This window comes from Comamonas sp. FUJ_7 (genome assembly GCF_057369555.1).
In genome coordinates this window covers 59,133-81,148 of record NZ_JBXXZI010000011.1, presented here as the reverse complement: position 1 = coordinate 81,148, position 22,016 = coordinate 59,133, and the positions used below count along the sequence as shown (strand labels likewise).

The 22,016-nt window shown below is 58.4% G+C and carries 28 protein-coding genes and 1 other RNA gene; 16 read left to right on the top strand and 13 right to left on the bottom strand.

Annotated elements, in window-relative coordinates:
* Positions 1-140 precede the first annotated feature (140 nt).
* The 5 genes from AC2I9W_RS15470 to gyrA form a co-directional block, all read right to left on the bottom strand.
* Positions 141-2,174, bottom strand: a complete 2,034-nt coding sequence (locus AC2I9W_RS15470) for a bifunctional 3-phosphoshikimate 1-carboxyvinyltransferase/cytidylate kinase (RefSeq protein ID WP_486410814.1) — start codon at positions 2,172-2,174, stop codon at positions 141-143.
* Positions 2,175-2,296: 122 nt separating this feature from the next.
* Positions 2,297-3,199, bottom strand: coding sequence for a prephenate dehydrogenase (locus tag AC2I9W_RS15465; RefSeq protein WP_486410813.1), 903 nt, complete (start codon positions 3,197-3,199; stop codon positions 2,297-2,299).
* A complete protein-coding gene (pheA, locus tag AC2I9W_RS15460; RefSeq protein ID WP_486410812.1) occupies positions 3,199-4,299 on the bottom strand; it encodes a prephenate dehydratase in 1,101 nt (366 codons plus the stop codon). The genes AC2I9W_RS15465 and pheA overlap by 1 nt, the downstream gene beginning before the upstream one ends.
* Positions 4,300-4,434: 135 nt before the next feature.
* Entirely contained in the window at positions 4,435-5,544 is a 1,110-nt protein-coding gene (gene serC, locus AC2I9W_RS15455; protein ID WP_486410811.1) for a 3-phosphoserine/phosphohydroxythreonine transaminase, read from the bottom strand.
* A gap of 134 nt (positions 5,545-5,678) precedes the next feature.
* Positions 5,679-8,405 carry a DNA gyrase subunit A gene (gene gyrA, locus AC2I9W_RS15450; RefSeq protein WP_486410810.1) on the bottom strand — a complete coding sequence of 909 codons (2,727 nt, stop codon included), beginning with the start codon at positions 8,403-8,405 and terminating at the stop codon, positions 5,679-5,681.
* Between the two features lie 229 nt (positions 8,406-8,634).
* Between gyrA and ompA the strand changes: the two genes are divergently transcribed.
* From ompA to ssrA, 4 genes are all read left to right on the top strand, one after another.
* Positions 8,635-9,276, top strand: a complete 642-nt coding sequence (gene ompA, locus AC2I9W_RS15445) for an outer membrane protein OmpA (RefSeq protein WP_486410809.1) — start codon at positions 8,635-8,637, stop codon at positions 9,274-9,276.
* 84 nt (positions 9,277-9,360) lie between these two features.
* Entirely contained in the window at positions 9,361-10,074 is a 714-nt protein-coding gene (gene ubiG / locus AC2I9W_RS15440) for a bifunctional 2-polyprenyl-6-hydroxyphenol methylase/3-demethylubiquinol 3-O-methyltransferase UbiG (RefSeq protein WP_486410808.1), read from the top strand.
* Between the two features lie 5 nt (positions 10,075-10,079).
* Complete coding sequence (locus AC2I9W_RS15435) at positions 10,080-10,739, top strand: HAD-IA family hydrolase (RefSeq protein ID WP_486410807.1); 660 nt, start codon at positions 10,080-10,082, stop codon at positions 10,737-10,739.
* A gap of 19 nt (positions 10,740-10,758) precedes the next feature.
* Positions 10,759-11,135, top strand: a transfer-messenger RNA (tmRNA) gene (ssrA, locus tag AC2I9W_RS15430).
* Between the two features lie 110 nt (positions 11,136-11,245).
* Here the strand turns inward: ssrA and AC2I9W_RS15425 are convergent.
* From AC2I9W_RS15425 to AC2I9W_RS15410, 4 genes are all read right to left on the bottom strand, one after another.
* Complete coding sequence (locus AC2I9W_RS15425) at positions 11,246-12,421, bottom strand: Arm DNA-binding domain-containing protein (protein WP_486410806.1); 1,176 nt, start codon at positions 12,419-12,421, stop codon at positions 11,246-11,248.
* The gene (locus tag AC2I9W_RS15420) at positions 12,379-12,633 is read right to left on the bottom strand and encodes an excisionase (RefSeq protein ID WP_486410805.1); all 255 of its coding nucleotides are present in this window, start codon (positions 12,631-12,633) and stop codon (positions 12,379-12,381) included. Before AC2I9W_RS15420 ends, AC2I9W_RS15425 begins: the two co-directional genes overlap by 43 nt.
* Before the next feature lie 117 nt (positions 12,634-12,750).
* Positions 12,751-12,969, bottom strand: coding sequence for a hypothetical protein (locus AC2I9W_RS15415; protein WP_486410826.1), 219 nt, complete (start codon positions 12,967-12,969; stop codon positions 12,751-12,753).
* Positions 12,962-13,180, bottom strand: a complete 219-nt coding sequence (locus AC2I9W_RS15410; protein WP_486410804.1) for a hypothetical protein — start codon at positions 13,178-13,180, stop codon at positions 12,962-12,964. The genes AC2I9W_RS15415 and AC2I9W_RS15410 overlap by 8 nt, the downstream gene beginning before the upstream one ends.
* A 684-nt stretch (positions 13,181-13,864) precedes the next feature.
* On the opposite strand from AC2I9W_RS15410, the gene AC2I9W_RS15405 reads away from it, so the two are divergent.
* Positions 13,865-14,206 (top strand): cupin domain-containing protein, encoded by a 342-nt coding sequence (locus tag AC2I9W_RS15405; protein ID WP_486410803.1) that lies wholly within the window; start codon positions 13,865-13,867, stop codon positions 14,204-14,206.
* A gap of 640 nt (positions 14,207-14,846) precedes the next feature.
* Here AC2I9W_RS15405 and AC2I9W_RS15400 read toward each other — a convergent pair.
* The 4 genes from AC2I9W_RS15400 to AC2I9W_RS15385 all read right to left on the bottom strand — a co-directional run bounded on the left by AC2I9W_RS15400 (position 14,847) and on the right by AC2I9W_RS15385 (position 16,604).
* Complete coding sequence (locus tag AC2I9W_RS15400) at positions 14,847-15,152, bottom strand: hypothetical protein (RefSeq protein WP_486410802.1); 306 nt, start codon at positions 15,150-15,152, stop codon at positions 14,847-14,849.
* Positions 15,136-15,591, bottom strand: a complete 456-nt coding sequence (locus AC2I9W_RS15395; RefSeq protein ID WP_486410801.1) for a type II toxin-antitoxin system HicB family antitoxin — start codon at positions 15,589-15,591, stop codon at positions 15,136-15,138. The genes AC2I9W_RS15400 and AC2I9W_RS15395 overlap by 17 nt, the downstream gene beginning before the upstream one ends.
* A gap of 4 nt (positions 15,592-15,595) precedes the next feature.
* Positions 15,596-15,853, bottom strand: coding sequence for a type II toxin-antitoxin system HicA family toxin (locus tag AC2I9W_RS15390; RefSeq protein ID WP_486410800.1), 258 nt, complete (start codon positions 15,851-15,853; stop codon positions 15,596-15,598).
* 130 nt (positions 15,854-15,983) lie between these two features.
* A complete protein-coding gene (locus AC2I9W_RS15385) occupies positions 15,984-16,604 on the bottom strand; it encodes a LexA family protein (protein WP_486410799.1) in 621 nt (206 codons plus the stop codon).
* Between the two features lie 79 nt (positions 16,605-16,683).
* Here AC2I9W_RS15385 and AC2I9W_RS15380 point away from each other — a divergent pair, with 79 nt between their 5' ends.
* The 11 genes from AC2I9W_RS15380 (at position 16,684) to AC2I9W_RS15330 (ending at position 21,994) form a co-directional block, all read left to right on the top strand.
* Positions 16,684-16,929 (top strand): Cro/CI family transcriptional regulator, encoded by a 246-nt coding sequence (locus AC2I9W_RS15380; protein ID WP_486410798.1) that lies wholly within the window; start codon positions 16,684-16,686, stop codon positions 16,927-16,929.
* A gap of 2 nt (positions 16,930-16,931) precedes the next feature.
* Positions 16,932-17,156 carry a hypothetical protein gene (locus AC2I9W_RS15375; protein ID WP_486410797.1) on the top strand — a complete coding sequence of 75 codons (225 nt, stop codon included), beginning with the start codon at positions 16,932-16,934 and terminating at the stop codon, positions 17,154-17,156.
* Positions 17,153-17,851 (top strand): phage antirepressor KilAC domain-containing protein, encoded by a 699-nt coding sequence (locus AC2I9W_RS15370; protein ID WP_486410796.1) that lies wholly within the window; start codon positions 17,153-17,155, stop codon positions 17,849-17,851. The genes AC2I9W_RS15375 and AC2I9W_RS15370 overlap by 4 nt, the downstream gene beginning before the upstream one ends.
* The gene (locus AC2I9W_RS15365) at positions 17,848-18,786 is read left to right on the top strand and encodes a hypothetical protein (RefSeq protein WP_486410795.1); all 939 of its coding nucleotides are present in this window, start codon (positions 17,848-17,850) and stop codon (positions 18,784-18,786) included. Before AC2I9W_RS15370 ends, AC2I9W_RS15365 begins: the two co-directional genes overlap by 4 nt.
* Entirely contained in the window at positions 18,779-19,558 is a 780-nt protein-coding gene (locus AC2I9W_RS15360; protein WP_486410794.1) for a hypothetical protein, read from the top strand. Before AC2I9W_RS15365 ends, AC2I9W_RS15360 begins: the two co-directional genes overlap by 8 nt.
* Positions 19,559-19,561: 3 nt before the next feature.
* On the top strand, positions 19,562-19,792 hold the full coding sequence (locus AC2I9W_RS15355) for a hypothetical protein (protein WP_486410793.1): 231 nt from the start codon (positions 19,562-19,564) through the stop codon (positions 19,790-19,792).
* A gap of 23 nt (positions 19,793-19,815) precedes the next feature.
* Positions 19,816-20,148: a DUF1064 domain-containing protein gene (locus AC2I9W_RS15350; protein WP_486410792.1), complete on the top strand. Its 333-nt coding sequence runs from the start codon at positions 19,816-19,818 to the stop codon at positions 20,146-20,148.
* Positions 20,148-20,396 (top strand): hypothetical protein, encoded by a 249-nt coding sequence (locus AC2I9W_RS15345; RefSeq protein WP_486410791.1) that lies wholly within the window; start codon positions 20,148-20,150, stop codon positions 20,394-20,396. The genes AC2I9W_RS15350 and AC2I9W_RS15345 overlap by 1 nt, the downstream gene beginning before the upstream one ends.
* A gap of 23 nt (positions 20,397-20,419) precedes the next feature.
* Complete coding sequence (locus AC2I9W_RS15340; RefSeq protein WP_486410790.1) at positions 20,420-20,779, top strand: DUF4406 domain-containing protein; 360 nt, start codon at positions 20,420-20,422, stop codon at positions 20,777-20,779.
* Positions 20,773-21,354: a hypothetical protein gene (locus tag AC2I9W_RS15335; RefSeq protein ID WP_486410789.1), complete on the top strand. Its 582-nt coding sequence runs from the start codon at positions 20,773-20,775 to the stop codon at positions 21,352-21,354. Before AC2I9W_RS15340 ends, AC2I9W_RS15335 begins: the two co-directional genes overlap by 7 nt.
* Before the next feature lie 76 nt (positions 21,355-21,430).
* Positions 21,431-21,994, top strand: a complete 564-nt coding sequence (locus AC2I9W_RS15330; RefSeq protein ID WP_486410788.1) for a hypothetical protein — start codon at positions 21,431-21,433, stop codon at positions 21,992-21,994.
* The last annotated feature ends 22 nt before the right edge of the window (positions 21,995-22,016 follow it).

Genomic DNA, 22,016 nt, shown 5'->3' with positions numbered 1-22,016 from the left:
TATGCGGAGGGTTGCGGGTTTTGAGGCCCACGGGGTTAAAGGTTAACAACCTTGCTGCCGGCTCGCGCTCTGCGAAAACCTGACATCAAGGGCCAACAAGCCAGATGCAGGGCTGCCCTGGAAACTTCAAGTGAGAAATTTCAAGAGCGGTCAAACGGCTGGCGTTCCTGCCACCACGTCAGCACTTGGGCAACCACTTGTTCAATGGTCATCTCGGAGCTGTCGAGCTGCAAAGAATCCTCGGCGGGCTTGAGCGGAGCTGTGGCGCGATTCATGTCGCGCGCGTCGCGTGCCTCAAGGTCTGCCAAAAGGGTGCACATATTAGCTGAAATGCCTTTGGAAATCAACTGCTTATAGCGGCGCTCTGCGCGGCACTGGGCGGAGGCCCATAAATAGACCTTGAGCGGAGCATGGGGAAAGATGACCGTGCCCATGTCGCGGCCGTCGGCAACCAGTCCGGGCAGGGCCTGGAAAGACAGCTGCAGATCCACCAGCGCGCTGCGCACGGCGGGCAGGGCGGACACGCGCGAGGCATTCATGCCCGCTTCTTCGCTGCGAATGGCCAGGCTGATGTCTTCATTGCCCAGCCACACGCGCTGTTGGGCATCAAAGCGAATGGGCATTTCCAGCGCCATCTCGGCAATGGCTTCTTCGTTCGTTTCGTCCAGCGACAGACCGGCGCGAGATGCGGCCAGGCCTGTGATGCGGTAGAGCGCGCCGGAGTCCAGTGGCTGGTAGCCCAGTGCCTTGGCCACTTCGGCGGCAATCGTGCCCTTGCCTGAGGCTGTGGGGCCGTCAATGCAGATCACGGGAATGCGCTCACGCTCGGTTGCGCTGACGGAAAACAGTGCCTCGAAGTAATCCGGGAAGGTCTTGGCCACGCACTTGGGGTCTTTGATGCGCACGGGCAGCTTGGCGGGATTGAAGGCGGCCAGCGAGAAGCACATAGCGACGCGGTGGTCGTCATAGGTGTGGATGCTCGCGGCTTTCCATCCGGCCTTGTTGGCGGGAGGGGTGACGCGGATATAGTCCGCGCCTTCTTCCACGGTGGCGCCCAGCTTGCGCAGCTCAATCGCCATGGCTGCGATGCGGTCGGTTTCCTTGACGCGCCAGCTGGCGATATTGCGCAGCGTGGTGGTGCCGTCGGCATACAAGGCCATGGTGGCCAGAGTCATGGCGGCGTCGGGGATGTGGTTGCAGTCGAGGTCGATGGCCTTCAGAGGCCAACTGCCACGACTGACCTGAAGCCAGTTAGGTCCGCTTTCCACTTGTGCGCCCATGGCCTGGGCGGCTTCGATAAAGCGGATATCGCCCTGGATGGAGTCTGCGCCCACGCCCAGAATCTTGATGCTTTTTTGCTCTTCAGCGTCCGCTGCAATTGCGCCAAGCGCTATGAAATAGCTAGCGGACGAGGCGTCGGCTTCCACATGGATATCGCCGGGCGACAGGTAGCGGCTACCCGCAGGGATCACAAAACGCTGCCAGTTGTCGTTCTTCACGGCAATGCCAAAGCGTGCCAGCAGTTCCAGCGTGATGTGGATATAGGGCTTGGAGATCAGCTCGCCCACCACTTCAATCGTGATGTCACGGTCCTGGGCCAGCAGGGGTAGGGCCATCAGCAGCGAAGTCAGAAACTGGCTGGAGACATCGCCGCGCACCTTGATGGATTCGCTGCTCAGGGCGCTGAAGTCAGGCTGGCCGATCTTCAGTGGCGGAAAGCCTTCATCCTTCAGATAGTCGATCTTGCAGCCCAGTTGGCGCAACGAATCGACCAGATCGCCGATAGGGCGCTCATACATGCGGGGCACGCCCGTCATCTCGAAGTTGCCGCCCAGCACCGACAGGGCTGCTGTCAGCGGGCGCATGGCCGTGCCTGCATTGCCCAGGAACAAGGTGGCTGCCGTGCCTTGAGGCAATTGACCGCCGATGCCGGTGACTTCAATGGCCTGGCCCGGCATCACGTTGTCTGGCGTGATCTTGCAGCCCAGTTGCTTGAGGCCGGTCAGCATGACCTGAGTGTCGTCAGAGTCCAGCAGGTCGTGGATAGTGGTCGTGCCCTGGCTCAGGGCAGCCAGCAGCAGCACGCGGTTGGAGATGCTTTTGGAGCCGGGCAGGCTGACGGTGCCGTGAGCGGAGTCCAGAGCGGGCAGATCCAGAAATTCGGTGGTGAACATGACGCAATCCAGCAGAGTAAGGGGCGAATATGCGCTGTCAGCTTTTAAAACAATAGCTTGAGGCGCATATTTTGAAAGGGCTGCAAGGCATTTTTATTAAAAAAATCGCCTTGCTCTGGCCCTTAGATTTTTGAGGGGCGTTTGCCGCTCATGGACCAGTGTGCGCGTGCCGAGCTGGCCAGCGTCAGGCGGTCTTGCAGGCCCTGGCCGTCATTGGTCTGCATCAGGCTTTCGAGCTGCTCCAGCGCTGCGCGAAAGTTGCGCGACTGGGCCAGCACCTGTTCGCGGTTGGCCAGCAACACATCGCGCCAGAGTTTGGGATCGCCTGCACCAATGCGCGTGAAGTCGCGAAAGCCGGGGCCGGCCAGCGACAGCACCTCATCGGCACCGGGCTGGTTCAGCACGCTTTGCATCATGGCAAACGCCAGCAGGTGGGGCAGGTGGCTGACGGTGGCAAGGGCGCTGTCATGCGCCTCGGGTGACATGGCTTGCACATGGCAGCCCAGGGCTTGCCACAGGGCCTGCGCCCTGGACAGATGGGCGGTCAGCGTGCGCTCGGTAGGGGTCAGCACGACCTGCGCGCCCTGGTACAGATTGGCGTCGGCATGTTCCACGCCAGCCACTTCCTTGCCGGTGATGGGGTGGGCGGGCACAAAGCTGCCGATCTGGTCGCGCAGCGCCGAGCGTGCCGCCTGCACCACATCAACCTTGGTGGAGCCCACGTCCATGATCATCATCTTGGGCGTGACCAGGTGTTTGATGGATTTGAGCGTGGCTTCCGTGGCCGCTACGGGCACGGCCAGCAGCACCAGGTCCGCGCCTGCTGCGGCCAGCAGGGCCGAGGGCGCTTCCACATCGATGACGCCCATCTGGAGGGCGCGCTCGGTGGTGGAGGGGGACTTGCTGTAGCCCACCACGCGTTTGACGAGGCCGGCCTTTTTGAGGGCCAGCGCAAACGAGCCACCCATCAGCCCGCAGCCAATCAGGCCGAGCTGCTCGAAGGGTGGCAATTGCTGTGTTTCCATTACTTGCTTACCGGATAGGTGCCCAGCACCTTGTAGAACGCGCACAGGCTTTGCAGCTCCTTGAGGGCTGCGGCAACATTGTCCTGCGCGGGGTGGCCTTCGATGTCGATGTAGAAGTAGTACTCCCACTGGCCGGTGCGGGCGGGGCGCGATTCAAAGCGCGTCATGGAGACGCCGTACTTCTTCAGCGGCACCAGAAGGTCATGCACGGCGCCCGCAGTGTTGGGCACGGACACTACCAGACTGGTGCAGTCGCTGCCACTGGGCGACGCTGTTGCCAGCGTGTGCGGCAGGCAGATGACGGCAAAACGGGTGCGGTTGTAGGCATCGTCCTGAATAGCGTGGCTGACGATGTGCAGGCCGAATTGCTGGGCTGCACGCTCGCCGGCAATACCGGCCCAGTTGGGATGCAGGGCCGCCAGGCGTGCGCCTTCGGCATTGCTTTCCACGGGGCGGCGTTCGGCGTGGGGCAGGTGCTTAGACAACCAGCCCTGGCACTGGGCCAGCGCCTGAGGGTGGGCGGCCACGACTTCGATGCCCTCCAGCGAATTGCTGGTGCGCATCAGGTTGTGGCGAATCAGCATGCTGACCTCGCCCACCACATGGCAGGGCGTGTGCAGGAACATGTCCAGCGAGCGCGTCACAACCCCTTCGTTGGAGTTTTCCACGCCCACCACGCCGTACTGGGCGCTGCCTGCGGCCGTGGCGTGAAAGACTTCTTCAAAGCTGTTGCAGTACATCAGGTCGGCAGCGCCACCAAAGTACTGAATGGCGGCTTCTTCGCAGAAGGTGCCGGCAGGGCCGAGCACGGCTACGCGCTGGGGCGACTCCAGCGCCAGGCAGGCGGACATGATTTCGCGCCAGATGGCGGCCACATGGGCACCCTTCAGGGGGCCGGGGTTGTTGTTCTTGATCTTCTCGATCACCTGCGCCACCCGGTCGGGGCGGAAGAAGGCCGAGCCTTCTTTTTTCTTGAGCTCACCCACCTGCTCGGCCACATGGGCGCGCTGGTTGACCAGCTCCAGCAATTGACGGTCCAGCGAGTCAATCTGGTTGCGCAGCGACAGCAACTCGGGGCTGGCTTGGGGTTCTTGGCTCATGAGTTCCTCAATTTTTATAGCTGCTAGCGCTTTGTTTATCTTGGTTTCAGGATTGATTGACCTTGAAACCCTTTCAAACCAAGCGCTGGCAGCTCATTTTTTAGTGTGTGCGTAGGCGATGTGGTGCGGGGGCGATCAAGCCTTGCGCTGTTCGAAGTCCTGCATATAGGAAACCAGCGCCTGCACGCCTTCGATGGGCATGGCGTTGTAGATGCTGGCGCGCATGCCGCCCACAGACTTGTGGCCCTTGAGCTGCAGCAGACCAGCTTCCTTGGCGCCGGCCAGAAAGGCGTCGTTGCGCGATTCGTCATTCAGGAAGAACGGGATATTCATGCGCGAGCGGCAGTTGGCGGCCACCTTGTTCACGTAGAGCGAGGACTGGTCCACATAGTCGTAGAACAGCTTGGCCTTGGCGATGTTGCGCGCTTCGATGGCGGCCACGCCGCTCAAGCCGCCCTCTTGCTGCTGCTTGAGCCATTTGAAGGTCAGGCCCGCCATGTAGATGCCCCAGGTCGGCGGCGTGTTGTACATGCTGCCGTTGTCGGCCACGATTTTGTAATCGAAAGCGCTGGGGCAGATGGGCAGGGCGTGGCCCAGCAGGTCTTCGCGCACGATGACGATGGTCAGACCTGCCGGGCCGATGTTCTTTTGCGCGCCGCCAAAGGCCAGGCCCACGCGGCTCCAGTCAATGCTGCGCGAGGCGACATGCGAGGAAAAGTCGATGACCAGCGGTGCGTCCGAGCCCAGCGCCTTCAGGTCGGGCAGCTCATGAAACTCCACGCCGTGAATGGTTTCGTTGCTGCAGATGTGCACATAGCTGGCGCCACGGCTCAGGTTCCAGCTGCTGGCAGCGGGAATCGTGGTGTAGTCGCTGTCCTTGGCGGTGGCGGCGATATGGGCTTCGCTGGCGTACTTGGCCGCTTCCTTGGCGGACTTCTGGCTCCAGCTGCCGGTGACCACAAAATCGGCCACGCCAGCGCGCGACAGGTTCATGGGAACGATGGCGTTTTCGGCAATGCCGCCGCCTTGCATGAACAAAATCTTGAAGTTGGCAGGCACGGCCAGCAGCTCGCGCAGATCGGCTTCTGCGGCTTCGTAAATGCTGATGAACTCCTTGCCGCGATGGCTCATTTCCATCACGCCCATGCCGGAGCCGTGCCAGTCCAGCATTTCGGCGGCTGCGGTCTGCAGCACTTCTTCAGGGATGGCGGCGGGGCCGGCGGAGAAGTTAAAAGGGCGGTTCATCAGATTTACGCTCAAAAAATGTGAAAGCGCTTGTGTAGCTTGCACTTTCAGCTATCAAAAACATTGCGCCACGGGCATGTGTGCATGCCGCGTGGCGTCTGGTCCAGAGCAGGCCGGTGAAGGGCCTGCATTTTTCAGGAGGCGTCGCCGGGCTCGGCTGCACCTTCGGCGCTGTCGCTGGCTGTGCCTGGGGTGGCGTGGGTTTCGTCGCCCTCTGCACCTTCGTCAGCGTTATAGCCAGAGCTGTCGTTCGCATCGTTTTCCACAATGCGCTGCAGACCAATCAGCTTGGCGCCTTCGTCCAGATTGATCAGCGTCACGCCCTGTGTGGCGCGGCCCAGTTCACGGATTTCGGCGACGCGTGTGCGCACCAGCACGCCGGTGTCGGTGATCAACATGATCTCGTCCTCCGGTGCAACCAGGGTCGCGGCCACAACCTTGCCGTTGCGCTCGGACTGCTGAATCGCAATCATGCCCTTGGTGCCACGGCCATGGCGCGTGTATTCGCTAATCGCGGTGCGCTTGCCGTAGCCGTTTTCGGTGGCGGTCAACACGCTTTGCGAGCCTTCGGCCACGTTGCCCGTGCCGTCATCGGCCTCGGCCACCAGCATGGCGATCACGCTCTGTGTTTCGTCGATGTTCATGCCGCGCACGCCGCGCGCGTTGCGGCCCATGGGGCGCACATCGTTTTCGTCAAAGCGCACGGCCTTGCCGCCGTCGCTGAACAGCATCACGTCATGCTTGCCGTCGGTCAGCGCAGCACCAATCAGGTAGTCGCCTTCGTCCAGGCCCACGGCGATGATGCCGGCCTTGCGCGGGTTGCTGAACTCGGTCAGCGCCGTCTTCTTGACGGTACCCATGCTGGTGGCCATGAAGACGTAGTGATCTTCAGGGAAGCTGCGGTTTTCACCGGTCAGCGGCAAGACCACGTTGATCTTTTCGCCATCCTGCAGCGGGAACATATTGACGATGGGGCGACCACGCGAGCCGCGCGAGCCCGATGGCACTTCCCAGACCTTGAGCCAGTACATGCGGCCGCGGTTGGAGAAACACAGCAGGTAGTCGTGCGTGTTGGCGATGAAGAGCTGGTCGATCCAGTCGTCTTCCTTGGTGGCGGTGGCCTGCTTGCCGCGACCGCCGCGCTTCTGGGCGCGGTATTCGGACAAGGGCTGGCTCTTGATGTAGCCGGTGTGCGAGAGCGTCACCACCATGTCGGTGGGGGTGATCAGATCTTCGGTGGACAGGTCTTGCGCGCTGTACTCGACGGTGGAGCGGCGCTCGCCCTTCTTGTTCTGGCCGAACTCGGCCTTAACGGTGTTCAGCTCTTCACCAATGATGGTGGATACGCGCTCGGGCTTGGCCAGGATGTCCAGCAGGTCTTCGATGACCGCCATGATGTCCTTGTATTCAGCCACGATCTTGTCTTGCTCCAGACCGGTCAGGCGCTGCAGGCGCATCTGCAAAATTTCCTGGGCCTGGGTTTCGGACAGGCGGTACAGCCCGTCTTGCTGCATGCCGAATTCGACTTCCAGACCTTCGGGACGGTAGTCGTCGGCATTGACCACGCCGCCATCGGTGCGGGTGCGGGTCAGCATCTCGCGCACCAGCTTGCTGTCCCAGCTCTTTTCCATCAGCGCAGCCTTGGCGACGGGAGGAGTGGGAGCGTTGCGGATGATGGCGATGAAGTCGTCGATATTGGCCAGCGCCACGGCCAGGCCTTCCAGCACGTGGCCACGGTCGCGCGCCTTGCGCAGCTCGAACACAGTGCGACGGGTCACCACTTCGCGGCGGTGTTCCAGGAAGACCTGAATCAGATCCTTCAGATTGCACAGCTTGGGTTGGCCATTGACAAGCGCCACCATGTTCATGCCGAAGGTGTCCTGCAGCTGGGTCAGCTTGTACAGGTTGTTGAGCACCACCTCGGGCACTTCACCGCGCTTGAGCTCGATCACCAGGCGCATGCCGGACTTGTCCGATTCGTCCTGAATGTGGCTGATGCCTTCGATCTTCTTCTCGTGCACCAGCTCGGCCATGCGCTCCTGCAGCGTCTTCTTGTTGACCTGATAGGGCAGCTCATCAACGATGATGGACTGGCGCTGGCCCTTGTCGATGTCCTCGAAATGGCACTTGGCGCGCATCACCACACGGCCGCGGCCGGTGCGATAGCCTTCCTTGACACCGTTGATGCCATAGATGATGCCGGCGGTGGGGAAGTCGGGGGCGGGAATGATCTCCATCAGCTCGTCGATACTGGCTTCAGGGTTCTGCAGCAAATGCAGGCAGCCATCGACCACTTCATTGAGGTTGTGCGGAGGAATATTCGTGGCCATACCCACGGCAATACCCGAAGAGCCATTGACGAGCAGATTGGGCAGGCGCGTGGGCAACACCAGTGGCTCTTGCTCCGAGCCGTCGTAGTTGGGGCCGAAATCTACGGTCTCTTTATCAATATCAGCCAGCGTTTCGTGGGCGATCTTGGAGAGACGGATTTCCGTGTAACGCATGGCAGCGGCGCTGTCGCCGTCCACCGAGCCGAAGTTGCCCTGACCATCCACCAGCATGTGGCGCAGCGAGAAGTCCTGCGCCATACGCACGATGGTGTCGTAGACCGCGATGTCGCCGTGAGGGTGGTATTTACCGATCACGTCACCGACGATACGGGCGGACTTTTTATAAGGACGGTTCCAGTCGTTATTGAGTTCGTGCATCGCGTACAGAACGCGGCGGTGCACAGGCTTGAGGCCATCACGCGCATCAGGAAGCGCCCGGCCCACGATCACGCTCATGGCGTAATCGAGATAACTGCGACGCATCTCCTCTTCAAGGCTGATGGGCAGAGTTTCTTTAGCAAACTGGGTCATGTCTAGTGATACTTTGACGGCTGGAAAACGACCATTTTAGGTCGAATGGCGTGTGGCAGCAGAGCAACATAACTTAGGAATTACATAGCTGTCCTACTTGTTGGAGCTTAGTTGACAACACTCTTGCATGTTACGTATGGCACAATCGTTTCAACGTTTTTGGTGATGGTCACTGATGACGTCCACAGATTCGCAGCCCTGCTGCGGCTTTTTCCCCAAGAGGAGAACCATGAAGAAACTGAACAAAGTGGCGATGTTGTTTGCCTCTGCTGCCCTCGTGACGGCCGCTGGCGCACAAGTGAAGGCTGCTGACGGTGGCAATACTATCGACAACTGGCAAAACGGCACCAGCGAGCTGGTGTGGAAGAACGGCACAAACGAACTGTGCTGGCGCGATGCCAACTGGACACCTGCTACCGCTGCTGAAGGTTGCGACGGCGCTCTGGTCAAGCAAGTGGCTGCTCCTGCTCCCGCTGTTGTGGCTCCTCCCGCTGCTCCTCAGCCCGCAGTTGCATCCAAGGTTACTTACTCTGCTGACGCTTTCTTCGACTTCGACAAGTCCGTGCTGAAGCCCGCAGGTAAGGAAAAGCTGGATGACTTGACCGGCAAGATCAAGGACATCAACCTGGAAGTCATCATCGCCGTGGGTCACACTGACTCCGTAGGCTCCGATGCTTACAACCAGAAGCTGTCGGTGCGTCGCGCTGAAGCTGTGAAGGCTTACCTGGTGTCCAAGGGCATCGAAAAGAGCCGTGTTTACACCGAAGGTAAGGGCGAGAAGCAACCCGTGGCAGACAACAAGACTGCTGCTGGCCGCGCTCAAAACCGTCGCGTGGAAATCGAAGTCGTGGGCACCAAGGCTGCTCAGTAATCTTTCGATTGCGACACAAGAAAGCCCCGGCATCGGGGCTTTTTTTATGCCTGATTCATTGCCGTAATCGCGGACAATGGCAGCATGAACAACACTATCAATGCCGACCCTGCAGAACTGGAGAAATTCTCCAGCTTGGCCCATCGCTGGTGGGATCCCGAGAGTGAATTCAAACCACTGCATCAGATTAATCCTTTGAGACTTGACTGGATCAATGCGCAGGCCCGTCTGGCTGATCAGCGAGTTCTGGATGTGGGCTGTGGCGGTGGAATTCTGGCGGACTCTATGGCGCGAAAAGGGGCCAAGGTTGTGGGCATTGATCTGGCGACCAAGGCTTTGCGTGTCGCACAGTTGCATGCGTTGGAAACAAGCACGCCAAATATTCAGTACCACGAAGTCAGCGTGGAGCAACTGGCGCAGGAGCAACCTAGTAGTTTTGATGTGGTGACTTGCATGGAGATGCTGGAGCATGTGCCCGATCCTGCATCCATCGTTCGAGCTTGCGCGGAGCTGGTCAAGCCTGGTGGCTGGGTGTTCTTCTCCACCATCAACCGCAACGCCAAAGCTTTTGCGCTAGCAATTGTGGCGGCTGAGTATTTGCTCAAGATGATTCCCAAGGGGACGCACGAATACGCCAAATTGTTGCGCCCTAGCGAGCTGTCGCGCTTTGCGCGCGAAGCAGGCCTGGATGTGCAAGGCAGCAAAGGCATGGAGCACAATCCGATCTCGGGCCGTTATTGGCTCAGCAATGACACTTCGGTCAATTACATGCTGGCAACACGCCGCCCGCAGGAGTGACAGTCATGTGGAAGCACATTCGAGCCGTTCTTTTTGATCTGGATGGCACTTTGATTGACAGCGCTCCTGATTTGGGTGCCGCAGCGGACAAGATGCGCGTGGATCGCGGTATGCCATCGCTGTCGCTCAATGCCTACCGCCATATGGCTGGGGCCGGTGCGCGTGGAATGCTTGGCATTGCATTTGGAATGACACCAGAGTCTGCAGGCTTCGCGGAAATGCGTGAAGAGTTCTTTCGCAATTATGAGCAGTGCATGACCGATCGCACCTATGTTTTTGAGGGCGTGCCTGAGTTGATTAAGGCATTGGAGGCTGCTCCGTTGTTGTGGGGGGTGGTGACCAACAAGTCCATGCGCTTCACCGATCCGCTAACTCGCCAGATGCCCTTGTTTACTCAGGCTGCAGTTGTGGTGAGTGGGGACACGACTCCGCATTCCAAGCCGCACCCAGAGCCTCTTTTTGAGGCTGCGCGACGCATGCAGGTTGCTCCAGAATATTGCATCTATGTCGGAGATGATGAGCGTGATATCCAGGCGGGTGCTGCAGCGGGTATGAAAACAGTAGCGGCACGCTACGGCTACCTGGGTGCAACGGAAGATACGGCCCATTGGGGGGCCGATGCGCATATCAATTCACCACTTGAGCTGTTGAAGTTACTGGGATGAGGATAGAATAGGTAGCTTAGGGGCTGTCCTGGTTTCGACGTGGGTTCGGGACCGGTGCGGTGCATGTCGAGCTTGAGTGACGCTCGTAAATCTCCATTCAAAAAACTAACTGCAAACGACGAACGTTTCGCACTCGCCGCTTAATCCGGTGAGCCTTGCAACAGCACGCTAGTGGGCTGGGCAAGGGGGTAGCAATACCTCCAGGCTGCAAGGGAATTTACATTAGCTGGCTGGATACCGGGCTTCTTGGTATTTGGCGAGATTTTAGGAAGCTGGCTACCCAAGCAGCGTGTGCCTGCGCGGTTTGGGTAGTGAGATCTAAAACAGAGCACTAAACATGTAGATCTGTCCGGCGAAGACTTGCGGACGCGGGTTCAATTCCCGCCAGCTCCACCACTACAAACACCGCCACACACTGGAAAGCCTAGTGTGTGGCGGTTTTTTTTGCCTGGTTAGGGTCTGGTGGTGTCCTCAAAATCGCACCGAAATCGCACGGATTATTTTTATCACACAATGCGAAATTCAGGCTTGGGCTTTTGGTAGTCATCTCTGATGAATTTGCCGTAGGTGCGGAACACCATCTCTACATCCTCATGCCCCAACTGGCTGGCCACATACCAGGGATTGGCGCCAGCGGTTAGCAGTGCAGAGGCGAATGTGTGCCGTACTTGGTAGGGATTTCGATAGTCCACGCCAGCACGGCTGCACACAGGCTGCCAGAGCGTCTTGCGGATTTGTGCATCTGTATTCCATGGTTCTCCCGTGCGAGGGTTGAGCCAGATGCGCTCCCCCTTCATTTCAGACAGCGGGCGCTGGGCGTGTAATGCTGCCATAGCATCAGTGGACAGCTCGACATCCCGAATGCCTGCTGCTGTCTTGGGGCCTTTGATCACTCCTGCGACCTGATTTAGTTCAATGCGTGCAATGGCTCGGTCCCAGTCAATATGGCTCCATTGCAGCGCTTGCAGCTCGCCAGGACGCAGGCCTGTCTCAAACCAGAACTGAAGCATTGGCCGCTCGTCTGATCGGCAGGCTTTCAGGATGGCTTCACGCTCAAGGGCATTGAACGGGGTCACTACATAGTCGCTGGCCTTTGCTGTCTGCCGAATCAGCTTCGATAGCGCGATGCGCTCAAAGGGGTTGAAGTCAATCAATTCATCGTTGAGTGCATCTTCAAACAAGCTCCGCAGTGGGGTCAGCATGTTTCTGATGGCCTTGCTGGTGCAGTCCATTTCTGAAACCCAATCGCGCAAGAGGCTGGGTATCACTTCACCTACTTGGAGCCCGTGCCAGCGGCGCATCCGTTCTCCCGTGATGGCCTTGGCGTACCCGTTGTAGGTAGAGGGGGACATTTGCCCGTTTTTGACCTGTCGGGCATAGGTGTCCAATTGCTTTTGCAGCAGAGTCTCCATGAGAGGATTGCTCTTGGACGGGAGGCTCGCTCGCGGGCTATCGGGGAAATAATCACCATAGGAGAATGCCCCGTCAGTGATCTTCCTGCGAATTTCCTCTCGCAAAGATGCTGCCCGCTGGATGCTGCTTTTGTTGATGGTGCAGGCAGGAAGTAACTCACGGCACTCCTGGCCTTCCCAAGTGAAGGCAATCTGAAGCCTGTCACCTGAGACTCGTTGGCGAATTTTTACACCGGGCGGTGTTGCTTGGGCAGGTGGTCTTTTATCCATTGGTCGGCTGCTTTGATGTTGACATAGAGGCGGCGATGAACGACAGCTACTTGCGCTCCCTCGCGCCAGACGCCCGCTTTTTTGCGCTGCTTGACTGTCTCTTTCGTTACCCCAGTAAGCTCCTCAAATTTGGAGGCCAGCACCCACTGAGGGGTGTTGGAGGGCTCATCATTGGCGGTAGCTTCACCTACTTGTGTTACCTGATGTTTCATGATTTGAGGCTTAAATACGATTCTGGGGAGGAGGGCGGAGTAAGTAAGAAGGTGTGGCCTGCTTTCGTTGGCGGATGGTCAGACCTTGCAAGCCTCCCTGTTTGGTGGAGCGCTTGTTCATGGCTTCACTTTTAGGCATTGAACGGTGTGCTCGTCCAGCCACTCTGCATGCATGCCAGGGCAGGCGAAGGCATCGCGGGCGGCCATGCGGATAGAGCCAGCTGGCGCGGCCGGTTCACTGGTTTCGGGCTCTGCCTGGGCGGTGCCAGTGGCCCAGAGCATCAAGAGGGTGATAGAGCAGATGGCCAGGGCCAGCGCATAGAGGCATTTAGTCAGCGTCATGGGGATCTTCTTGGTAGATGGATGACTGGTGAATCAAGAGAGAGCGATAGCCGGGGCTGTCGCCTGAGACTTGGCAATCAATGGTGTGAATGATTCCGCCCACCCATGAGCGCGTGGTGGCGAAGCTGGGAAGGTCGGGGAGGTGCTCAAGGCCTGGAATGGTTCTGGCGCTACGTAGTGGCTTGCAACCTTGCTTTTGGGCCATGGATGCAGCGATCTTTGGCGAGATTCCGAGGGCTCTGCCAAGTCGCGCAGCGGTTGTTGTTGAGCCGAAGACCTCCAGGAATTCGGCGGCGTTCTGGAACTTCATAAGCCCTACAGGCCTCCCTTTTCGCGCAGGCGCTGCACAAGTTCGTCATCAAAGGGCTGGTTTGGGTGGCAGGGGTCATTGCTGTGTCTCCGCTGGAAAAGAAAAAGCCCGCGAGCGATTGCTGCGGGCTTGAATAAAGAGCCGGTGCCCTTTCAGGGCTGTCTGAGGAAGGTTCAGAGAGGGAGGGAGGAGATAAGCCTCAGACCCGGCGTAAAAGGTAGATGGTGCAGCGGGTTTGCCTGCCGGAGAGGGGCCGACAGTCAAATGCGCACTTGGGTTAATAAAAGGTGCTTCACCATCTGGCGTGACCACTTTCGCCATCGCCGCGGATGCCGCGCCGAAGATCCTCAACACCGCTTGCTCTGGCTAATTCCAGAGATCAAACGTACCCGCTAGAGTGGTCACGCCGGATGGCCCCGCTAAAGCCCTGCGGGGGAAGGCACATGCAGGCCGCATGCTGGCTAAATGCTCACATTTCAATCTCCTGTCAGGCCCAGAACTTTGACGCAAGGGCGATTGGGTTCATGGATTCCACGCTTGCCCATGGCTTAGCCAGGGACCACACTTGACTGATCTCATATGGATGGAGGTCTTATGGCAATACCTCATGCATCCCCATGCGAAGTGATCGATGTGCGACCGCTGGCTGGGTTGCTCTCTTCCGCAAAGACAAGCGCAATCTTTAAGTCGCGCGACCTTGAGCTCATCAGGCTGGTACTGAGGGCGGGGCAGTCGCTCCCACCACATAAGGTGCCAGGAGACATAACCGTGCACTGTCTTGAAGGGCGTCTTGAGATAAGCAATGGGAGCTGCAAATCAACGCTAAGCGCTGGAGAGATCATCTTTCTCACTGGAGACACGGAGCATGCGGTTCTCGCTTTGGCGGACTCGAACTCTCTGGTGACCATCGCTCTCAAGTAGGCGTCTTAAACCAGAGCCCTGCGCGCAAGTTTCTGGTTTGCGCCCCTGATAACGCTCAGGGGCTGGCGCTGCTTGTGCAGTGGGCTTTTCTGTTCTCGGTATCCCTGTAAACCTCACCTGTCTGTCCGTGTACCGCGCTTTGGCAGGACTGGAGCCGGGTAGGACTACCCGCGCAGAGCAGCGGCCATGCCTGCTGATGCTTTTGCCGGACGAATGCCTCGCATAGGTGAGGCAAGCAACATCGGCGCGCAAACTTTTAAAGAGGTAGGGCGGTGGCTCGATCACTTGGCACCCATCGCTGCGTGTTTGTTGCTGCGATGGATGGAGTATAGAAAAGCTAGTCTTTAAAAGTCAAGCAAAACTAGCCTAAGGTAAATTTTTTCTAGTCTTTAGCTTGGTGAAATGAAGAAAGCCCGCACTAGGCGAGCTGTCTCAGGTTGTGGCTTGGGGTGCAAAAGAGGACTATTGAGGCATCACGCACTTCAAGGAGAGCGGCGATGTCTACCCTCATGATGCAAATGGTTGGCCTGTGGATCGTGGCAATCCTCGTGGCCTGGTTGATCAACGAGATCAGGGATGATTGGCGAGCGTAAAAAAGCCCGCTTGAGAGGCGGGCTTGGTGAGGAGATGTCAAAAGAAATCAAGAACTCTTGGAGAGACTTGGTCTTTTCGTTGCAGTCTTTGGCGCAGGGTTAACTTGGGAAGCATCGACAGACAAAGGGTTTGACTTATCGACTTTGCGCAAACCAGCGCTTTTCACACCCAGCACTGCGCCAGGCAAAACATTGTCCGCATCAGGGCCGACGGCTCCTACTGCAATTTGAATTTCTACCGAAAGCTCGTACAGGCCTTCATGAATTTTCTGCTCTTTTAGCATTAGAGCGGCCAATTCTTGCAGAGAGTACATTTTCATGCTGTCTGCCTGCTGGTTAGTGGACTTCGACATCAATAGTCTCCCATTTAAGTCGCGCTGTGGCACTAGTGATCGCTTTGTGAACGTTCTCTTCAGCCACGAGCTTGTGCGTATGCTCAACTTTGCGAGTTGGGCTTTGTCGATCCAAAACGTATGCCCGAATCGCTTCTGCTGCAACCGCGTTCAGTGATCGATCGTCCCCAGCTGCAATGCGAGCTAAGGCTTTATGGCATTCAGGCTCAATGCGGACGTTAAAAGTGCCTGAAAATGGTTTAAGGGCGGGGCGGCCCAAGGTGGCGCACGTTTCAATGTAATCGTCCACTGCTGCTTCAAACTCAGCTTGCAGTCCAGCCGCTGTGTCTGATTCATAAGTGACAAGATCTGTGATGAGCTGGATCTTGCCGCGTAGCACCAAGCGTTCGGAATCGAACTCAACCGAACCTTGATAGTCTTTGTACTTCAATTGATTCATGGTTTTACTTGATGAATTGATGGTCTTTTAGGTGCTTCACGATATCGGAAATACAGCCTTTGTCCACATCAGGGTTTGGATGTGGTTGATGGCAACTTATCAATGCATTTTTTGCTTCATGGAAAAACTTTCTGCGAGAACCTGAGCCTTTGATTTCTGCATATCCAAGAGAGATCAACAGGCTCCTTAGATCATCCCACTTGTAGTTGGATGGTGTTGGCTCTTGAGTCAGTTTTTCCAGAGCTTTGGATTGTTTGGACATGAAGTTTAGCTCTTGGTTCCACCACAGTGTAACTATTTTTTAGTTGCAGTATATGGGCTAGTCACTACTTTACAAAGTAAGCTGTGCATCGCTCACTTGCGGCTTACTAGAGAGGTCCTGCCACTTGGTCTCAAAACACCATTGAATCCGGCCCTACCGAGCCAGCCACTCGGCAGATGCACTCCACTTCCTCTTTGGGAATAGTCATAGGTGCATAGCCGTTGTTGATGCTCAGCAACTGGATCTCATCTCCACGAATCCAGTTGAGCTCTTTGAGCAGGCACTTGCCGTTGTGCAGCTTGACGACGACATCGCGGCCAGGCTGGGCTTCAATGCTTGGGGTGACGACAACGAACTCACCAGCTCGGTAGCGCGGGTGCATGGAGTCACCTTTGATTCGCAGTGCATAGGCTTGGGGATCGCCAGTCCAGTATTCCACCCAGCCATCTGGCACGGTGTCCTGCACCAGGTAGCCATCGTCTCCGCCGCGCACGCTTCCTGTAATTGGCACTCTCCTTGATTTTTTGAGTTCTAAGGCAGGCTCAACGTTTGACTGCACGATGCCGCCCCATGAAGGCGGCGCATAACCAGTGGCTTTTGCGATTGCTTCAATCTGTTCGAGCTTCGGTTCGTGCTTGCCGGTTTCCCAGTGGCCGACATTGGCCTTGGTGCGGCCCACGGCCTCGCCCAGCTTCTCTTGGGTCCAACCCGCGTGCTGGCGCGCAGCTTTGATCCAGTCTTTGATATCCATTTTTTAATTGTAAAGATTTTCTATACTCCAAAGGCTAGTAATGCTTGTCTAATTTGGCTAGTAATGCTAGCCTTTAGGTATGAAGCACCCCATTGAAATAGCGGCTGAAATCGCAGGATCAGAAAAAGCACTCGCGGACTGGCTAGGTGTCACCAAGGCAGCCGTTTGGCAGTGGAAGCAAGGGGGGCGCCAAACTCCAATTGAACATTGCCCAGAGATTGAGCGCCGCACTTCTGGAGTCGTAACGCGTCGGGACTTGCGTCCAAATGACTGGCAGCAAATCTGGCCAGAGCTGGCGCAGACCTCCAGCAGTAAGGAGGCTTGAGCATGAGCTCCATGTCCGAACGAACAGAGTTGCGCGGCCAGTGCGCTACGCCGGTGGTACAGGCGATTGATGCTCTGGCTATGACCATGGGCCTTGACCGCACGGCCTATGTGAATCGAGTGCTGGAAGCGCATGTGAAAGCTGAGTTGCATAAGGCTAGTTTGCTTACGCGCGCACTGCGAGGCAATCCATTGCTGATGGATGCAGACGGAGGGACAGGCCAATGACGCTGCGTCCTACATCGCAAGTTCCGACCATGAGCAGCCGCGAGATAGCGGAGCTTGTCGAGGCACGCCACAACGATGTTGTGGCCACTATCGAGCGCTTGTTTGCCAAGGGGCTTTTACGATCAATTCGTAAAACCCGCCGCGAAGACACGGGAGGTCGCCCCATCGAGGTTTACGACCTGATCGAGCGCGACTCTCATTTGGTGGTTTCTGGCTACAGCGACGAGCACCGAGCTCGCGTCATTGACCGCTGGCAGGAGCTGGAGGCACAAGCAGCGCCAGCAGTGCCCCAGACCATGGCCCAGGCATTGCGCTTGGCAGCAGAGCAGGCCGAACAGCTTGAATCCCAGCGAGAGCAGCTGGCGCTGGCTGCACCCAAGGTGGAGTATGTGGATCGCTACGTGGCGGCCAATGGCTCCATGGGATTCAGGCAGGTTGCCAAGCTGCTGCAGGCCAATGAGCATGAGTTTCGCGCCTGGCTGCAGGACGCAAAGATCATGTACCGCTTGAGCAATGAGTGGACGGCTTACCAGAACCATATCGAAGCAGGCCGCTTTGTGGTGCGCTCTGGTGTGGCCAAGGCCAACGAGCGTGCATTCAACACCACCAAGTTCACCCCGAAGGGTGTGGAGTGGGTTGCGGGCTTGTGGGGCAAGCACAAGGCTGCGCTGGCGCTGGAAGGCGGTGCCGCATGAGCAATATCGCCACGTATCTTGATCGTCCAATCGCATTTCAGCGGGTCTTTGTGGCTCTTGGCGCAGGCATCACCGGCGCCTTGCTGCTGAGTCAGGCTGTTTATTGGTCGCGCCGCAGCGGTAACGATACAGGCTGGTTCTTCAAGACCCAAGCGGAGTGGGAGGAAGAAACTGGCTTGCGCCGCGCTGAGCAGGAGACTGCCCGCAAGCGCTTGTTGACGCTGGGGGTGATGGATGAAGACCGCAAGGGCATTCCTGCCAAGCTGTACTACCGCGTCAACTTTGAAAAGCTGGAGCAACTGCTGAGTCCCCGCCTCACCAGCAAACAAGATTGCGGGATTCCCGCAAACAAGGATGCCGCAAACTCGCAGACAGGTTCACTGGAATCTGGCGCGCCAGATTGCGGGATTCCAGCAAACAGGATTGCGAAAAAGTCGCAAACTAAACTAAGAAAGACTACTACAGAGACTACAGCAGAGACTACTGCAGATATTTCTTCTCCGCCTGCTTTGCAGCCGGCCCGAGGTGGCGGGAATCAGGCTAAAGCCGATGAGGAAACCGAGCTGCAGGCCGCATGCCGAGAAACCTGGGCAGCCTACAGCCTGGCCTTTGAGCAGCGCTACGGGGTCAAGCCGGTTCGCAATGCGGTGGTCAACGCGAACGTCAAAACTCTGGTCAAGCGCCTGGGCTACGAGGAAGCGCCCCAGGTTGCAGCGTGGTACGTGCAGTGCGTGAACGAGACGTTCGTGGTGAAGAACTCGCATGGCGTGGGCGTGCTGGTCAACCAGGCCGAGGGATACCGCACGCAATGGGCACGCGGCCAAGCCGTGACGGCCACTGCTGCACGCGCTGCAGACCAGTCGAGTGCGAACTTTGACGCCATCGAGGAGGCCAAGCGCCTGACTCGCCAGCGCAGGGAGGCAGGCAATGCTTGACCACCAAGACACAGACTGGCTGCTGGAGGAGCTGGGCGCGACCATGGAGCTGTCGGGTCAGCAGATCCGTCCTGCTGCGCTGTCGCTGCTGGCTTCTGACCTTGCCCACATCGACAAGCCTTTGCTGCGCATGGCCTTGGCCCGTATCCGTGCCGAGCATCGTGGCCCCATCCTCACGGGCACGGTGCTGCAGTACGTGGATCACGCCATGGGGCGTTTGCTGCCGGCAGAGGCCTATGCGCTGGCGCTGACCAGCGCTGACGACCGCGCCACCATCGTGTGGACGAATGAGATTGCCGAGGCATGGGCGATTGCCGCGCCGCTTTTGAATGCAGGCGACAAGTTCGGAGCGCGCCAGGCATTCATGGAGGCTTATGGCCGCGTGACAGGCGAAGCCCGCGCCCAGCGCCAGCTGCCGAGGGTGCAGGTCAGCCTTGGATATGACCAGGAAGGCCGCGCAAGGGCTCTGCATGAAGCGATTGCAGCAGGGCGCATACCTGGGGGGCTTGAAGCCCTGTCAGACGATCTGAGGGACCAACTGCAGCTGCCAGCTCCCCGCGCTGCGCTGGCGCTGCCTGCGCCGGAAAGCCTACCCACGGGTCCAGAGCGCGCCACGCTGGAGAAGCTGGCCAACCTGCGCGACCAGTTTGCCCGCAAGGCTGGCCGCTCCACCCCAGCCCAGGTGCTGGCCCGAGCAGACCGCATGCGCACGAGCCAAGCCAAGCGCCAGACCGCCCAGCGCGTACAGGCCTTCCAACAGGAGGGCAGATGATGAATGCCAAACGCAAAACCACTCCCACCGCACTATCTGGAAATGCGGGACTACCTGGTACATCTGTCCATGACGCCGGGGTGGTGGCACTACTCAAGGCACAGGGCTATGGAGCTGGAAGAGGAGTCCGTGACACACGGGCACGGCCTGTGGCCAGGAATGCGTCAGGCGGTCAAAGCCGAGCTCAAGCGCCTGGGGTTCAAGCCACACCCGGACGAGCTCAAGCCCCTCTAGCTGCCAAGGACCCCAAGGCCGCGATGTATGCCAAGGGCCGACTCAAGGCCGGCGTGATGAACGGCACGGAGCAGGCCTACCACGAGCACCTGGCCCAGCGCCAGCATGCCGGAGAGGTTCTCTGGTTCAAGTTTGAGGCCATGACGTTCAAGTTGGCCGATGACACGCGCTACACGCCCGACTTCATGGTGATGCTGGCCGATGGTCAGCTGCAGGCCCACGAGGTCAAAGGCTACTGGACAGATGACGCGAGAGTGAAGACAAAAGTAGCTGCATCGCTTTTCCCGATTGAGTTCATTGCTATCAAAAAGAAGGCAAAGAAGGACGGCGGCGGCTGGGACAGGGAGGTTTTCTGATGGTGGACATTGCTTTTTTTGGCAAGACCGTGCCTTTGGCTGGCCAGCGCAAGCAGCCCAGTGCCTCACCCATCACAAAGCTGGTGTGGCCCACCTATGAGCGCCTGAATGATGGTCGCTATGTCGTCAAGCACTGGATGCAAGACCGCTGCTGCAACGCGATCGAGATGGGATCGCGCGAGGTGCATGTAATGAACGACCACGGGTACTCTGTGTTTGTTGAGGACGGGGGGCGTGCATGGTATTGAAGCGCATCTATATCGCTGGTCCCATGACTGGCCTGCCGGAATTTAACTACCCCGCATTCAACGCCAAGGCCGCCGAGCTGCGCGCCATGGGCTATGAAGTGGAGAACCCCGCAGAGAACCCAGAGCCGGAGTGCAAGAGCTGGCAAGGCTACATGCGCATGAGCTTGCACCAGATCGCGCAGTGTGACTCGGTTTACATGCTCCCTGGGTGGCACAACTCCAAGGGCGCGCGTCTGGAGTATCAGATTGCCTCCGGGCTGGGCTTGGCCCTGATGGGGCACCTGGGCGATGGCTGCGAATTGGAGCGCGACTACGCCGACGAGGATGCAGCAGCCGCTGCAGGTCTGGTGCAGGTAGGGATGCCGAGGAGGGCTGCATGCTGATGCGACGCACCCCCATGAACCCCGGCAAGGGCTTTAAGTCTCGTGGCGGCTGGGCTGGCGCTGGCAACCGTCAGGAGCACGAGCAGGACGAGGGCCATCACTACGAGCCAGGGCGAGAAGAAAGCCGCGAAGCCCGCCTTGAGGCCCGTGCTGCCCGCCAGCTTGAAGCCGCCCGCGCGACTGCTGGGCTGATCACTGTGAAGTCAGTCGTCGTGATGGGATCGGCCACCACGGGCATCGCCATTGAGAAGGACAACGCGGTAGAGAGCGAGCCCTACCGCCGCCTGGTCGCGCAGTTGCCTTGCATGTGGTGCGGCATTGAGGGCTACAGCCAGCACGCGCACCTGAACTTGGGCAAGGGCTTGAGCTTGAAGACGGATGACCGCACCGGCTTTGCGCTGTGCTGCAGCCGCCCAGGCATCGAGGGTTGCCATGTGGCCTATGACCAGGGCCGCTTGCTGGAGAGCGGAGGGCGTGAGGCGCACCGCGAGTACGGACTGGAGTGGGGCCGTATTACTCGCCACACGATTTTGACCATGGGCCTGTGGCCGCGAAGTGTTCCCCCCTGGCCCTGAAAAAGCAAAGGCCCACCGAAGTGGGCCAGTGCCGGTGCGTGATGACCTGAGCAATCACCATGTTATCGGAGAACCAATGCCAGCGAAACCACTTGCACCTAAGACAGTAGAAGCCCTGCGCCATCGCGCCAAAGATGGCGGGGTTGACCTTGGAGTAACTGAGCAAGGCGCATCAAGTCTGTTTCGCGTGTTTGATGCCATTCGCGAGCTGCACTCTGCAGGAGAGAGGCCAACGCGTGAGCGCATTGTCGAGATAACAAAGCTGAAGCCCACCACGGTTGATGACCGTATCAAGGCGCTGCGTGGAGAAGGGCTGATTTCTCATGAAAAGCAGTGCTATATGCCTCTGGAGCAGTTTGCGCCTGCAGAGGCCATCAGCATGACGGTGCTGCCCAATGGTATGTACAAGCTGGAGAAGGGCTATTCCGTCATGGAGCTGAACCCCTCCGAGGCCCGTTCAGCCGGGCAGTTGCTGGCGGGCAAGGCGATGGAGGCATCAGCTCTGGAGCGTATTCATGAGCTGCAGGCCTTGGTGTCGCTGCAGGCTCTGCAGCTTAGAGATGCAAAGCGACAGAGTGCAGCGCTCGCCGCCACAATGCGAAAGAACGGCAATGTGGATCAGATGGTATTGGATGTTTGATTCGATGACTTCAAACGGCTAG